12 protein-coding genes are annotated in these 14,413 nt (G+C 59.1%); 9 read left to right on the forward strand and 3 right to left on the reverse strand.

The genetic code is table 11. From position 1 onward, the window contains the following. The first annotated feature begins 130 nt into the window (after nucleotides 1–130). The 8 genes from AF337_RS28960 (at nucleotide 131) to AF337_RS28995 (ending at nucleotide 8,637) form a co-directional block, all read left to right on the forward strand. Nucleotides 131–1,264, forward strand: a complete 1,134-nt coding sequence (locus AF337_RS28960) for a transporter substrate-binding domain-containing protein (protein WP_049734868.1) — start codon at nucleotides 131–133, stop codon at nucleotides 1,262–1,264. Between the two features lies 1 nt (nucleotide 1,265). After that, the gene (locus AF337_RS28965) at nucleotides 1,266–1,883 is read left to right on the forward strand and encodes an ANTAR domain-containing response regulator (RefSeq protein WP_049734869.1); all 618 of its coding nucleotides are present in this window, start codon (nucleotides 1,266–1,268) and stop codon (nucleotides 1,881–1,883) included. 201 nt (nucleotides 1,884–2,084) lie between these two features. Continuing rightward, a complete protein-coding gene (locus AF337_RS28970; RefSeq protein ID WP_049734870.1) occupies nucleotides 2,085–2,930 on the forward strand; it encodes a nitrilase family protein in 846 nt (281 codons plus the stop codon). 30 nt (nucleotides 2,931–2,960) lie between these two features. Next, nucleotides 2,961–4,109 (forward strand): substrate-binding protein, encoded by a 1,149-nt coding sequence (locus tag AF337_RS28975; protein ID WP_049734871.1) that lies wholly within the window; start codon nucleotides 2,961–2,963, stop codon nucleotides 4,107–4,109. Nucleotides 4,110–4,160: 51 nt separating this feature from the next. Then, nucleotides 4,161–4,994, forward strand: coding sequence for a branched-chain amino acid ABC transporter permease (locus AF337_RS28980; RefSeq protein WP_049734872.1), 834 nt, complete (start codon nucleotides 4,161–4,163; stop codon nucleotides 4,992–4,994). Beyond that, entirely contained in the window at nucleotides 4,987–6,744 is a 1,758-nt protein-coding gene (locus AF337_RS28985) for a branched-chain amino acid ABC transporter ATP-binding protein/permease (protein ID WP_244471334.1), read from the forward strand. Before AF337_RS28980 ends, AF337_RS28985 begins: the two co-directional genes overlap by 8 nt. Next, a complete protein-coding gene (locus AF337_RS28990; protein ID WP_049734874.1) occupies nucleotides 6,737–7,444 on the forward strand; it encodes an ABC transporter ATP-binding protein in 708 nt (235 codons plus the stop codon). The genes AF337_RS28985 and AF337_RS28990 overlap by 8 nt, the downstream gene beginning before the upstream one ends. 11 nt (nucleotides 7,445–7,455) lie before the next feature. Beyond that, nucleotides 7,456–8,637 carry an amidase family protein gene (locus AF337_RS28995; RefSeq protein ID WP_049734875.1) on the forward strand — a complete coding sequence of 394 codons (1,182 nt, stop codon included), beginning with the start codon at nucleotides 7,456–7,458 and terminating at the stop codon, nucleotides 8,635–8,637. 122 nt (nucleotides 8,638–8,759) lie between these two features. Here AF337_RS28995 and AF337_RS29000 read toward each other — a convergent pair whose 3' ends face one another. The 3 genes from AF337_RS29000 to AF337_RS29010 form a co-directional block, all read right to left on the reverse strand. After that, entirely contained in the window at nucleotides 8,760–10,754 is a 1,995-nt protein-coding gene (locus tag AF337_RS29000; protein ID WP_049734876.1) for a glycosyltransferase, read from the reverse strand. Next, a complete protein-coding gene (locus tag AF337_RS29005) occupies nucleotides 10,736–11,968 on the reverse strand; it encodes an HlyD family secretion protein (protein WP_049734877.1) in 1,233 nt (410 codons plus the stop codon). The genes AF337_RS29000 and AF337_RS29005 overlap by 19 nt, the downstream gene beginning before the upstream one ends. 419 nt (nucleotides 11,969–12,387) lie before the next feature. Continuing rightward, complete coding sequence (locus AF337_RS29010; RefSeq protein WP_049734878.1) at nucleotides 12,388–12,588, reverse strand: hypothetical protein; 201 nt, start codon at nucleotides 12,586–12,588, stop codon at nucleotides 12,388–12,390. A gap of 663 nt (nucleotides 12,589–13,251) precedes the next feature. On the opposite strand from AF337_RS29010, the gene AF337_RS29015 reads away from it, so the two are divergent. Then, nucleotides 13,252–14,394: a helix-turn-helix domain-containing protein gene (locus AF337_RS29015; protein WP_049734917.1), complete on the forward strand. Its 1,143-nt coding sequence runs from the start codon at nucleotides 13,252–13,254 to the stop codon at nucleotides 14,392–14,394. The last annotated feature ends 19 nt before the right edge of the window (nucleotides 14,395–14,413 follow it).

The raw sequence follows: 14,413 nt of genomic DNA on the forward strand, positions 1-14,413 counted from the left end.
ACTCTATGAATCAGTGATCAGCTGATTTGGGAATCCGGAATGTCGATTGGTCCTAAGGGTATGGAAGTCGAAAGTGCGGAACTGAGGCATTCACCGCTTTCGAACCTCCAACATTTCGGAAAAGGCAAAGATGACAAGCTCCGAATGGCGGGTGGGAGTGCTGTTTTCCAGAAGCGGAATTAGCGAAATCACGGAAACAGAGCACTTTCTTGGCACCGCACTTGCGATCGAGGAAGTCAATGCGGCAGGCGGCGTGCTTGGCAAGCCCATCGTTCCGATCGCCTATGATCCGGGCGGGGACCAAACCGCCTATCGCAATCTGGCGCGGCGGCTGCTCGCCGCCGACGACGTCAACATCATCTTCGGCGCGTCGATGTCGGCCAGCCGAAAGGCCGTGCTGCCGATTGTCGAGCGGCACAACGGACTGCTGTTTTATCCGTCGATGTATGAAGGTTTCGAGTATTCGGAGAATGTCGTCTATACCGGCGCCACTCTCAATCAGAACACTTTCGCGCTCGCAGAATATCTGCTGCGCCACCATGGACGCCGCATTCTCTTCGTCGGCGCGGATTATATTTATCCGCGAGAATCCAATCGGGTCATGCGGGATGTGCTGGAGGCAAAGGGCGGTGAAGTCGTCAGCGAGCGATATCTTCCTCTTCATGCCGACGAGCAAACGCTGCGTTCGGTTATTTCCGATATCGTCCGTCTCGAGCCCGATGCCATCTTCTCGACGATCGTCGGGCGGCCGGCACAGCGGTTTTACCGCATGTATGCCGAGGCGGGAATCGATCGAAGGCGGGTTCCGATTGCCAGTCTGACCATGGCCGAGAGCGAGATTCGCGAGATCGGCGCCGAGGCGTGCACCGGCCATATTCTTTCGGCGACGTATTTCCAAACGGTTGAAAACGAGGCGAACGAGCGTTTCGTCGCGGCGTTCAAAGCCCGTTTCGGCCAAGACTTCACCACCAGCGTATGGTCGCAACCGGCCTATGCCCAGGTTCACCTGTTCGCCCGAGCGCTTGCCCGGGCCGGATCGCTCGATACCCATCGCATTTCCGAGGAAATTCTGCTGGAAGATTTTCTTGCTCCGGAAGGCCGGATCAATTTCGACGCCGATACCCGTCATCTCTGGCTGCACCCCCGCATCGGCGTGGCGCGGGCCGACGGGCTTTTCGACATTGCCTGGCAAGCGCCTGGACCGATCCGGCCGGACCCGTACCTGACGGCTTCGCGGTTCGAAGACGTTTGGCTGGAGGCCTGAGATGGCGGGACCGAGCAGGATCGTTCAGGATTTGCGGCGCGCACGCGTTCTGGTTGTCCATCCGCGCGATGAGGACGGCAACTTGCTGATCGCCCACCTCAAGCGCCTTGGCTGCGAGGTTCGGGCGACCTGGCCGCTTCCGCCTGCCTTGCCGGCCGACATCGACACCGTCTTCCTGCATGTCGAGGATGTCCACGTCGAGCACGCGCTCGAGATCATCGACCTTCAGCAGACGGCGGTCATCGCCATTCTGACCTATGAAAGCCCGACAGCACTCCAGGCGATCATCGATCTCAACGCCCACGGCGTTATCAGCAAACCGCTGCGGCCGCTTGGGATCCTGACGCAATTTGCGCTTGCACGCTATCGGCAAAGCTACGAAAAGCGGCTTGCCGGCAAGGTGCAAAAACTCGAGGAAACGTTGAAAAGCCGACGGCTTGTGGAAAAGGCCGTTTCGGCGCTGCGGGTCATGAATGGCCTCGACGAAGAGGCGGCCTACAAGCTCTTGCGCGATCAGGCGACGTCGAAGCGCGTTCCGATGGCGACGATCGCCGAGTCGATCATTGCCGCGCAAGACACGATGAAAAGCCTTGGACTGTCGATCGGCGCAAAAATTTAAATTTAAGCCCTGAGTTGTGGCCGCGCAGCTCTTGAAAATATCCAAGGGAGCGGCTTGACGGTCGTATTCTTTCGTGCAAGCCTAAAGATAACGAGCAGGTTTGCTCAGCGGCAGGGCTGCCGCTTTCACATCATGGCTATGTAGCCTCTGGTTCACGGATTGATTTCCGTGCCAGAGGTTTTTTTGCGTTTGGAGACGAGATTGAACATCAAGACCTCGACCGCACGGATGGCAACCGTCGCAACCGTCCAGTTCGAACCGATCGTCGGCGATCGTGCCCATAACCTCGCGGCCATCGAGCGGCTGGCGAGGACAGCCAAGGCCAAGGGCGCGGAAATCGTCGTTCTGCCGGAACTGGCCGACAGCGGCTACAGCTTCCGTGACGGCGACGAGGTTGCCGCATTGGCCGGCCCGGTGCCCGGCGGCCCGAGTGCCGAGACCCTCTGCCGCCTTGCCGGGGAGCTTTCCCTTTACATCGTCAGTGGTGTTGCCGAGCAGGATGGCGACCGGTTTTACAACAGCGCTCTTCTCTGCGGTCCCGAAGGGTATATCGGCAAATACCGCAAGCTCCATCTGTGGAACAACGAAAACCGTCTTTTCCGAAAAGGTGATATCGGGCTGCCGGTCTTTGACCTGCCCTTCGGCCGTATCGGCATCGCCATCTGCTACGATGGATGGTTTCCCGAAACATTTCGCGAGTTGGCGCTGGCCGGCGCGGAACTGGTCTGCGTGCCCACCAACTGGGTACCAATGGCCGGTGCGGAAAGCGTCGCGGAGCCGATGGCCAATATCCTGCACAAGGCGGCCGCCCACACCAATGGTCTTTACATCGCCTGCGCCGACCGGATCGGCGTCGAGCGTGGCCAGTCCTTCATCGGCCGCAGCCTTATCGTCGGCCCGCAAGGCTGGCCCATCTCCGGTCCGGCCAGTGCCGATCGCGAGGAAATCCTCCTTGCGCAAATCGATCTGTCGAGCGTCACGGAAACCCGCACGCTCAACAGCTTCAATCATCTGCTCGGCGACCGCCGAGTCGATGTCTACGGGTAATCTCAACCCAACTCAAGAAAGGGGAACAAAATGCAAATGAAAACCATCATCCTGACACTGGCATCTGCGGCATTCGCCACTGCAGCTTTTGCCGAGGATCCAATCAAGATCGGCGTGCCGGTGGGGCTTTCGGGCGCAAACAGCGTGGTCGCGCCGTCCGTCGTCCAGGCTGCGGAACTCGCCGTCGAAGAAATCAATGCCAAAGGCGGCGTGCTCGGACGGCCGTTGGCGCTTGAGATCGCCGACGATGCATCAGGGGCGGCCGGCGCGCAAAAGGCCTTCGATTCACTGGTTTTCCAGAAGGAGGTTAATGTCGTCATCTCCATGGAGACGAGTGCTGCGCGCAATGCCGGCCTGCCGATCATTTCCAAGGGGGACGTGCCGTATATCTACACGTCTTTCTACGAAGGCAAATCCTGCAACGCCAAGCTTTTCGTCGATGCCTGGGTTCCGGAACAGCAGGTGCCGCCTGTCGTCGACAATTTCATCAGCAAACAGGGCGCCAAGAAGTTCTTCCTGATCGGTTCGGATTATTCTTTTGGACGCGGCATGCTGAGCTTCGCCAAAACCTATATCGAAAAAGCCGGCGGAGAGGTCGTTGGCGAGGAATATCTGCCGATGGACGGCAGCGACTGGACGGCCATCATCTCCAAGCTGCGCTCCTCCGGCGCCAACGCCATCATTACCTCGACGGCCGGCGGCGCACCGAACGTGACCTTGACCAAGCAACTGCGCTCGTCCGGCGTCACCCTGCCTTACGGCAATCTGGCGGTCGACGAAGGCACCGCCAAGAGCATGGGCGCGGATGCCAAGGACATCTTTCTCTCCGCATCCTACGTCACCGGCATCGACAGCCCTGAAAACAAGGCTTTTCTCTCGGCCATGGAAAAGAAGTTTGGCAAGGAACTGCGCACGCCGAACGACCTTTCCGTGCCGCAATATGAGGCGATCTACCTTTACAAGGCAGCCGTCGAGAAGGCCGGCAGCACCGATACGGCAGACGTGCTCAAAGCCCTTCCTGACGTCTCCTTCACCGGTCCGCGCGGCAAGATCTCCATGAACAAGCAGCACCACGCTCCGCTGACGATGTATCTTGGCCAGGTAAAGGACGACGGCAGCGTTGCAGTCGTCGATAGCTTCAAAGACGTCGATCCTGGCGAGCAGTGCCCGAATCTCTGAAACCAGCGGGGCGGGGCAGGGTGCCCCGCCTCCAGCATCGGAGTTCTAGAAATGACTCTCTTTCTCGATATCGTCAGCACCGCGGCCATTCTCTTCATCGTTGCCGCCGGGCTGCTTGCGATCTTCGGCGTGCTGAAGATCATCAATTTCGCGCACGGCGCTTGGCTGACCATCGGCGCTTACTGCGCTGTCGTCGTCAGCGGGTTCGGCCTCAATCCATGGCTTGCCATCCCCTTTGCGTTTCTGGTCGGAGCGATCCTCGGCGGTATCGCCGAACGGTTTATCGTGCGGCCTCTCTATCGCCGGCCGCTCGACGCCATTCTCGCAACCTGGGGCCTTGGCATCGTCATCGGCCAGCTGGTCACACTCTGGTTCGGCCGCGACGTGCAGTTCACGCCGGCCCTGCTGCCCGGCACCTTCGATCTCTTTGGCACCGGCTACTCGGCCTACCGCCTTTTCGCCATTGCTGCGGCTATCGGTCTGGGTCTCGGCTTCACCTTGCTGCTTGATGGGACAAGGCTTGGTCTTTCCGCCCGGGCAGTCATCATGAATGAAACACTGGCGCGCGGGCTCGGCATCGATACCGAAAAGGTGCGGCTCGCGACCTTCATGATCGGCACCGGCCTTGCCGCCCTTGCCGGCGTGCTGCTCGCGCCGCTGACCAGCGTCGATCCCAATATGGGCGTCGCCTGGCTGACGGGCGCCTTCATGCTGGTGATGGTCGCGGGCTCTTCGTTCGCCGCGCTTGCCGCCGCCTGCCTCATCTTCGGCGCCGCTCAGGTGCTCGTCAGCACTTTCTTCAGCCCAATCCTCGGCGGCATCACCGTGGCCGTCCTCTGCGCAGTGACACTGCGCATACGTCCGAAAGGATTTGCCCGTGCGTGACAGACAAAAACTCCGGTTTGTCCTTCTTCTGGCGCTGGCGCTTGCAGCCCTCCTGCTGATCGTCTTCGGACCGATGTTTCTCGGCCGCTTCAGCCTCAACGTCCTGACACGTTCGATGATCTACGCCATGCTGGCGATCACCGTCGACTTGCTCTGGGGCTATACGGGCGTTCTCACCTTCGGGCAGGCGGCATTCTTTGGCGTCGGCGCCTATGCCACCGCCATGGTTCTCACCCATATCGGCGCAAGCCCGGAGCTTTTCGTCGTCGCCATTGTTGCCGCCATCTTCATTCCGCTCGTGCTTGGCCTCGCCGTAGGTTGGCTGTCGTTCTTTCATGGATCGACACCGCTTTACGCCACCGTGATCTCGCTCGTTGTGCCGATCGTCATCACACAGCTGGTCTTTTCGGGCGGCACCTGGACCGGTTCCTCAAGCGGCCTTGTCGGTTACGACACTCTGCCGCTCGGGCTTCCCGGCTATTTCCGCCTGTCGGGCGCCTGTCTGCTGGGTTTGGCCGTTGTTGCGATCGTCTTTGTCCGGTCGGACGCCGGCCGTCTGCTCGCCGCAATCCGCGACAATGAAGCTCGCGTCGCCTATCTGGGCATGAACCCTGCCCGTTTGAAAATCGTCCTGACCGGCGTTCTTGCCGGCGTGTGCGGCCTTGCGGGCTTCCTCTATGCCAATGCCTCCGGTGTCGTTGCACCTGAAAACACGGGTTTCGTTTTCGGAACCGAACTCGTCGTCTGGACGGCGCTCGGTGGTCGGGGAACGATTATCGGGCCCTTGTTCGGTGCAATCGGCATCGATTATCTGAGCGCCAGTCTTTCGGGCGATCTGCCCTTCCTCTGGCAACTGATCGTCGGTGCGCTCTTCGTCGTCATGATCATCCTTTTGCCGGGCGGTCTCGCCTCGCTGGTGACGCGTTTCCTCAAGGCCGCAAACGCCAACAGCATCCTGAAGCCGTTGCCGACGCGCATCGTCGCCAAGGATGGTGGGTTGGCAGGCAAAAGCCTTCTGTCGATCCGCGGTCTCGGCAAGTCCTATGGCAGCCTCTCCGTCCTCAAGGGCATCGACCTGGAAATCGGCGCCGGAGAACTCGTCAGCCTGGTCGGCCCGAACGGCGCCGGCAAGACCACACTGATGCGTTGTCTGTCGGACGGCACCGAGAAGGTCGAAGGTCAAGTGGATGTCATCGGCACGAATATCGCCGGTCGTGCACCCGAACGGATCGTTGCCCTCGGCGTGGGACGGAAATTCCAGGTCGCCAGCATCTTCGACAGCATGACCATCGGCGAATGCCTGAAGATGGCGCGTCTCAGCCGCGAGACACCCAACCCGATCCGATCGCCCGCCGAGATCATACTGCCGCCAGCGGCAGCCGAGATCCTGACGCTCACCGGCATGGCTGAGATGCTGGACAGGCCGGTGTCGCTGCTGTCGCATGGTCAAAGGCAGGCTCTCGAACTGGCGATGGTCGTCGCTTTGGAACCACGCATCATTCTGCTCGACGAACCGACCGCGGGTCTCACCAAGACCGAGCGCATGACCATCGGCACCATCCTCAAGAAACTGACGGACGAGATGGGTTTTGCCGCCATCCTGGTGGAACACGATCTGGATTTCGTGCGCGACATATCGAGCCGCATCGTCGTTCTCCACCAGGGCAAGCTCGTTCTCGACGGCACGGTGAATGACGTGGTCAATTCCGAAACGGTTCGCACCATCTACGCAGGAGGCGCCCATGGCTGACGTGTTCAAACTCGAGCTCAGCACGGTATCGAGCGGATATGGTGTGGTCGATGTCGTCAATGGCGTGTCGCTCGCCATCCGGCCCGGCGAGATTTTTGCCCTCATGGGCAAAAACGGCATGGGCAAAACGACGCTGCTGAAAACGATCCTTGGCTTCCTGCGTGTCGGCAAGGGCAAGATCGAGGTCGATGGTGCCCCGATCACCGACAGGAAGCCCGCAGAGCTGATCGCTTCCGGCATCGGCTATGCGCCCCAGGAATTGCCGTTGTTTCAGGACCTCTCCATCCGCGACAATCTGCGCCTCGCGCTCAAGGGCGATCGGGATCTGGCATCCGCGCTGGAGAGGGTCTACTTCTATTTCCCGTTCCTGAAGGACCGGTTGACCCAGAAAGCCGGCACGCTTTCGGGCGGTGAGCAGAAAATGCTGATCCTGGCACGGGCGTTGATGCTGCGGCCAAAGCTGCTGCTGATCGACGAAATCTCTGAAGGCCTGCAGCCCTCCGTCGTCCAGAACATCGCCAAGGCGTTGAGGGACGACCGTGAGAAACGCGGCACGACCATCCTGCTGGTCGAACAGAACCTGGATTTCGCTCTTTCGGTGGCGGACCGCTGGGCCATTCTCAAACTTGGAGCGATCGAAGACGAAAGCGCCAATGGTCCGGACAGTCGCAGCCGTGTCCTGCAACATCTGAAGATTTAAGGAGCGGTTAAGTGCAGGACCGGTGGAATGCATTCATGCCCTATCCGGACGCGGATGTCGGTCACGCGCCCGCCGGCCTACTTTCGGGCCATCGCCTCGCGGTAAAGGATCTCTTCGACGTTGCCGGCTATGCAACTGCGGCCGGCAATGCCGCGGTGCTCGCCGCCTCCGGCATCAAGACAGCGACGGCGCCTTTGGTCCAGACGCTCTTGGATGCCGGCGCCAGTTTCGTCGGCAAAACCAATACGGATGAGCTCGCCTATTCCCTTATTGGCGGCAACATCCATTTCGGCATGCCTGTCAATCCACGCGATCCTGAACTCATCCCCGGCGGATCGTCGTCGGGTTCAGCCGTCGCGGTTGCCGCTGGCCTCGCGGATCTCGGCCTTGGAACAGACACGTCCGGCTCCATCCGGCTGCCCGCCGCCATCAACGGCCTCGTCGGCTGGCGGCCGACACTTGGAAGTCTCGACAACGGGGCGCTGCGCCCGCTGGCGCCAAGCTTCGATGTGCCGGGTTTCATGACGAGCAGCCTGGAACCCATGGCCGCGGTGATGAGCGCCGTCGGCGTGCCCGCGACAAATGATCGACCGATATCCATTTTCATTCCCGAAGATATCCTCGAAACCATCGACGGCGTGATCGCCGATGAGATGATCGCCAGCCTTCGATCGTCGGCCCTGCCTATCCGCAGGATCAATTCTATCGCCTCGTTCAGTCTCGCGGATCTTGCTGTGGCATTCACCACTATCCTCCAAAAGGAAGCCTGGGAAAGCAACAAAACGCTCTTTGAGCAGAGTCCTGACGCCATTGCTCCCGATATCGCCGCGCGTCTTCGCGCAGGATCTCGCCTGGACGACGGGGAGGTGCGTGAGGCATACAGAATCCGCACGCTCTTCTACGGGGAGATCGACCGGTTGCTCTGCCGAAATGCGGTCGTCGCTCTTCCGACCTTGGCCATGAGGCCGCCAACACGCGATGCCGACCCGGAAAGCTTCGCCGCATTTCGTACCGCCTGCATCAAGCTTCTGTGTCTCTCAGGCCTGAGCGGCTGCCCGCAACTGGCTGTTCCAATCGCCAGTCGCGCGGGAAGCGTTTCGCTTTCCCTATTGGCCGCAAGGAGCGCCGATCGTACGCTTGTGAATTTGGCCAGCCTACTAAGCACCTGCGTAAAAGAGCAAATGCCGTTCTAAAAAGTGAATACGAACTTATAGTATGTGAATTTCGGACATTGCGCCGTCGGTTCGATTCCGTTCAAGGCGATCAAGCAAGGCCAACTTCGTCGAAGACGCGACGAACTCTCGGATGAGCCGGGCTACAAGGTGCGCGTTCGCCCGAATGACCGCAACAACAGATTAAGAGAGACGGCAACCTTGTCGATGTCGCGAATGTCGCGGGAATATTGGCCGGTGTAGAGTTTGACAATCATGCTGTCGCGAGCAGCGCCGCTGAGTTCGAAATACAGGTGCAGGTAATAGGCCTGTTTGTCGCCGGTGCGACTTACGCTTCTTCGTCGCTGCGTGACCTGTCCGAGCTCCGCCTTGAACGGGGCGAAGCCGGGGAGTTTCAGCATGACTGATTTGGATTGAAATCGGGCCATGTTGGGGACTGCAACGACGGCCTTATCCAGTGCCAGGCTGACGATTTGGCCGGGGACATCGTCGACGGTAGCGGGCTCATCGAGCTTGAACGCATGAAACAGGCGCCGGGGTTTCTCAAAGCAGATGAGCGACGCGATGAGCAGGACGACGATATTGATACCTGACCACCAGGCCGCTACCGGCGAAAACTGGCCTTGTACATGCGACGTTTCCGGTACGGCGTTGACCAGCAGACCAAGGACGGTGACCGTGACTATGCTTGTGATCCAGGCGAAGCTGTAGCGGTCGAACTGGTTCGCCTCGTTGCCGCTGCCCTTTGGCGTCACCCTGAACGGCTTGCCGAATGGTCTCACCAGGCTGGAGACCACGGTCGGCAACATGCGGAATGTCGCAAAGGTTCCGACGGCGCTGGAAACCACAGGCAGATAGCGCGTCGGCGTGATCCATAGCATGAGCAGAAAATACGCCGTCAGCAGCGGCACCTGATGAGAGACATAATCGGCGATGTCAGTGAAATAGAGCGGGAGCAGGCCGAACCAGAGATAGACGATGGGGACGAGCAATATCGTGAAGCGGACCAGATACTGCACCAGCCATGATGCCGGCAGGAACATGATCCGTTGAAAGAGCGTCAATCCCGGGCCGCGCAGCGGGCCATTATACAGGTAAAGGGTTTGAATGCCCCCCTGGCACCACCGTTCGCGCTGGACAAAATACCCGGTGAGGTTTTCGGCGGCCAGTCCCATCGACAGCCGCTCGTTCAGATAGCGCGTCTTATAGCCTTTGTTGAGCATCGACAGCGTTGTCAGCAGGTCTTCCGTGATCGACTCGGTCGGAAACCCGCCGATTGCGTCGACGGCCTTGCGGCGGGCAATCGAGCATGAGCCGCAGCAGAAACTGACGTCCCAGGCGTCCCGGCTGGGGGCGATCTCGTCGAAGAACAGGCGCTGCTCGTCCGGCCAGATATTCTCCAGGCCCAGATTCGATTGGACCGGATCGACATTGAAGAAATGTTGCGGTGTCTGGACAATGCCGATGCTGTCATCCGAGAAGAAGGGCAGGGTGCGGCGCAGGAAATGCCGATAGGGAACAAAATCGGCATCGAAGATCGCAATGAAATCGCCCGAACTGACCTTCAGCCCATTGTTCATATTGCCGGCTTTGGCATGGCTGTTGTCGCCGCGCGTGACGTGGATGACGTTCTTTTCCTCGCAATAGGCCTTCAGCCAATCCCGGCGTTGATCGTCAAGCACATACACATTCAATTTGTCGGCAGGATAATCGAGCGAGCGGGCGCCGATGATGGTTCGCTCAAGCACGTCGAGCGGCTCGTTATAGGTGGGAATGAAAACATCGACAGTCGGCAGCTCATGCTGCTCCCGCGCAAAGAAAATGCGCGCCAGCCTGTCCGCTTCGGCGCTGCGGTCGACATAGCGGCTCATCAATACCAGAAAAAGGATGACTTCGACGCAGGCCAGGACCTCGACGGCAAAGAGGATCCAGACCCAGTAGAAACTCGGGCCGCTGTCTGGATAGGGAAGCACTGTCTCCGTCAGGCGCCAGTACATGTATCGCAATGCGACTGCTGCGACGAACGCGCAGGTCACCGCCCGTGTCCAGCTGTGACGGCGCGACCAATTGAACGGCCCCAGGAAGAAGAAGGCCAGAACGACAAAGGTCGGAACCAGCGCTACAAGATACTGAACCACAGGTTTTTGACCCAGTTGGATAGGTTGATGCCGCGTTTGGAAAACCGTACCTGCACTGTACGTCCCACCTGACAGGAGTTCGCAAAGTCGTCGTTCATGAAGGATGGATCGAGGCGAACCCGAATGCGGGCATTGCGTTGTGTCGACGGCGGCAAACTGGCGGCAAAGGAATCGGCCTCGACCGAAGCCGAACTGCCTCTGACGGACACAACCGTACCTTGGAAGAGATCGCTGCGGCCGAACAAGCGCACCTGCGCGACGAGTCCTGGATAGATCTCGTCATAGTTGACCTCGGGAACAAGGATATCCACGAACAGCTCCCGACAGTCGAGAAGGCGCATCAGCTCGTCGTTCAGCACGACGTTGGAACCGTTGACGATACTCCGGGTCCAAACAACGCCGTCGAACGGCGCTAATGCAGTTGCGGATTCAAGGCTGCTGACGCGGCTTGCCTCTTTGACCAGCTGCTTTTGAACTTCGGCGGCTCGCGTCTCGTTTTCCGCGATGCGCGAGTTCAGGTCGTTGATGCGAACGATGACCTCGTCCTCGCGTTGCCGCGAATAGGGCACGTCATTCTGTCCGTCGCCGAAGACAAAGATGCCCTGGCGAACTGCATTGAGCCTTTGTTGCAATTGATCGACAGTCAGATTGCTGATTTCGACCTCGCCGCCGGTCGCAGCGCCGGCAGCACGCGCGGCCTCAACCAGCTTCTGCGTCAGAATGCCTTTTGACTCGAGCTGCATTCGGCGGCTCAGGTCGACCTGCGCGACCAGATCCTGCGCTTGCGACACTTCGACTTTTTTCTGCAGGATTTCGACTTCGCGTTCGAGATTGGCAATGGTGGTCTGCTTGTAGACTTCCAGTCTGGCAGACAATTCCTCGCGAAGCGTGGAGAGCTCGTCCCGTTCCTTTTTCAGCGCCGCGACGCGGTCGAGCGACGTATTGCGATCTGCCTCGAGCGAAGCGAGAATTGCGTGATTGACGCGCGTATTTCTGATTTCAGCGAGGGATTGTCCCGCTTTGACCGGGCTGCCGGCCTTGAGGGGTTCTTCCGCAATCGTGCCGTCGATCGGGGCATTAACGACAGCAAACCGCGCATTGACCGTGCCATCAAGGCTGGTAAAGCCGGTGATCGTCGGCAATGAGACGACAGTCACGAGTGTCAGCAGCAGGAGGCCGACAATAATGCGCGTGATGCGATGGTTCCAAATCATGTTGGCGTCCGAAGATTATCGCTTCTGCAGCCATCAGTCCCTATCGAGCCGGCACAAACGGATGCAACTCATTCTTGCATAAATTAGCGTATCGAAAATTAGTAAACAAGAGAGGACCGCAACGCTGCGATAGAAACAGTTCGGCTGTGGAGGAAACGCCGCCGAGGGGAGGCTTAGCACCGTATCGATGCGGTGCTGGGGGCATGGTCAAGCCATCTGCGGCGTGACGACTGACGTGACAGGGTGCTGGAAATCACTGCGCCGCGCCTGATAGCGCTGCCGTCTCATCTGGACAGAAACATAATTCCCCGCGATCTTATTTCTAATGGGCATCGCATGAAACTCGATTCATGCGATGCCCATCAGTTCTTTGTTTTGCGTGCTGTTATCTCGGAACCACCGCTTCCGGGCGGCAGGCATCAATGCGGTCGAAGCTTTTTGGTGGCGATCAGCATGACGAGATCTTCGGAGGCGTCTGCGAGTTCCAATGCCAATTCCGCAGCCGACCATCCGCGTTTCTGCAAGCCGACGAGCATTTCCACCATCGCGACTTCGACCTCTCGTCTGCAGCTCGAAATCGGCTTCAATTCGATATGTTCCTGATCACATGCGGTGGTCATCTTAGCCTCCGTTCTGCCATACGAAAGGGCAGGGTAAAAGTTGCCAATGGGTGGATATGGTAAGGGTTGCGTGCAAGCCTCGGCCTATTACGCATCGACACAGGCGGCCTCGGCCTGCGCGCAACCCTTCGCGCCCTTTATTTGCCGATGTCCGGCCTCAGGAGCGTCTCGCATCAAGGTAAGCAGGGGAAACCCGCAGGACCGGCGATAGGAATTTTCCCTGACGCCTGTGGGTTGTGCGGAGAAGAGTTCCCGTCGTAAGCCGATGCTCGCGCAAAGCGCGCACGAATATTGCCCCGATAGGTCACGACCTATCCTCCTCTGCTGGCATATTTTGTTTTGATTTAGAGTCGTTTCACGTTGAGAGTGCTTTGAAACTGCATTGCACTGGCAAGTGAGTATTCGGGCTTTCCGAACGTCCTTCGGCACTAACCCTTGCTCATTTAGATACAGGAATAGGACGCAATTGTCGTTATCCTCGCATCCCGAAAATTATCGGTCCGTCCATTTCTGCTCGTATAGGAATATGATAAGTAACTTATGCACGTAGGACTTCAGTCGATTCGGTTTTATCGGATGAGCTGCGCGGACGTTTTCAGCCGCGAAAACGATTTTTTGCTTCAGTTTCAACAGCCCGGATCGGCTTATGCGCTGGAGGAATGCATGGTTACGGAGTCTGGAGACGACCCCGCTGCTGGACGGGAATGGCCGGCCCACCTGGAGCGGCGGCGCTGGCCGCGCGAACCGTCCCCGCAGAAAGAACATCGTGTGGACGTTCCGTCGACACTCGTGCCCTTGCGATTTTCAACGCGAGACCTGCCGCCGAACGAACAGTTCCAGTCCTGGCGATCGCACATGGGGCCGCTTGTCGATGTTCATCTGCCGGACGGAAAATCAGAGGACGACGGTTTTCTTGCGGAGCAGACCGGCTGGCAGCTCGGCGATATCCTCATCGTCCAGCAGCGCGCGCAGGCATGCAGCTATATTCGCGATCAGGCCATGTTGCGATCGAGCCCAATCGATCACTGGAACGTGGGCGTGCTTCGCAGCGGCCGGGCCTGGACCGAGGCCAATCGCCATGTCACGGAGACCGGCCCGGGTGAGATATTTTTCAGGTCTCTTGGTTATCCCTACCGCGGGCGGATGATCGATTCAGCCGCCGTGCTCGTCTTCCTGCCCTATGAACTGTTGACCCGTGACGCGCCTCTTCTGCGGAACGCCCACAATATCGCCCTGTCCGGTAGCCTGGCCGAATTGCTCGTCAGCTATATCGACGGCCTGGAAGCGAACCTCAGCAATTTGACGGTGGAGGAGGTGCCGCGGATCGTCCGGACGATCGGCGATATGGTCATTGCATGCGCTGCCTCGTCCGCCAGTTTGGATCGCGAGCAGGAGCAGACCAATATGGGGCTGATGGAGCGGGCGCATCGCTATATTCACCTCAATCTTCATTCAGACAGCTTGACGCCCGACGTCATGTGCCGGGCGCTTGGTATTTCGCGGACGCGGCTCTACCAATTGTTCGAAGCGAGCGGGGGCGTCTTCAACTACATTCGCAAACGTCGATTGCTGCAGGCCTATGCGGATCTTACCAACCCGACCGACAACAGGCCGATCTCGGAAATTGCCGAGGCCGCCGGCTTCGACGTTGCAGCCAATTTCACGCGCGCGTTCAGCCATGAATTCGGGCTCAGCCCGCGTGAAGTCAGAAAGACCATAGCAACTGAGCACCCCGCCATCCCCGCAACACGTTCCATGCGACGTTTTGGGACAACGATCGGCGATTGGCTAACACTCGCGCGTTGATGCGGTGGCTAAGCTTTCC

The organism is Rhizobium ecuadorense, from assembly GCF_001187535.1.
GTDB classification, from domain to species: domain Bacteria; phylum Pseudomonadota; class Alphaproteobacteria; order Rhizobiales; family Rhizobiaceae; genus Rhizobium; species Rhizobium ecuadorense.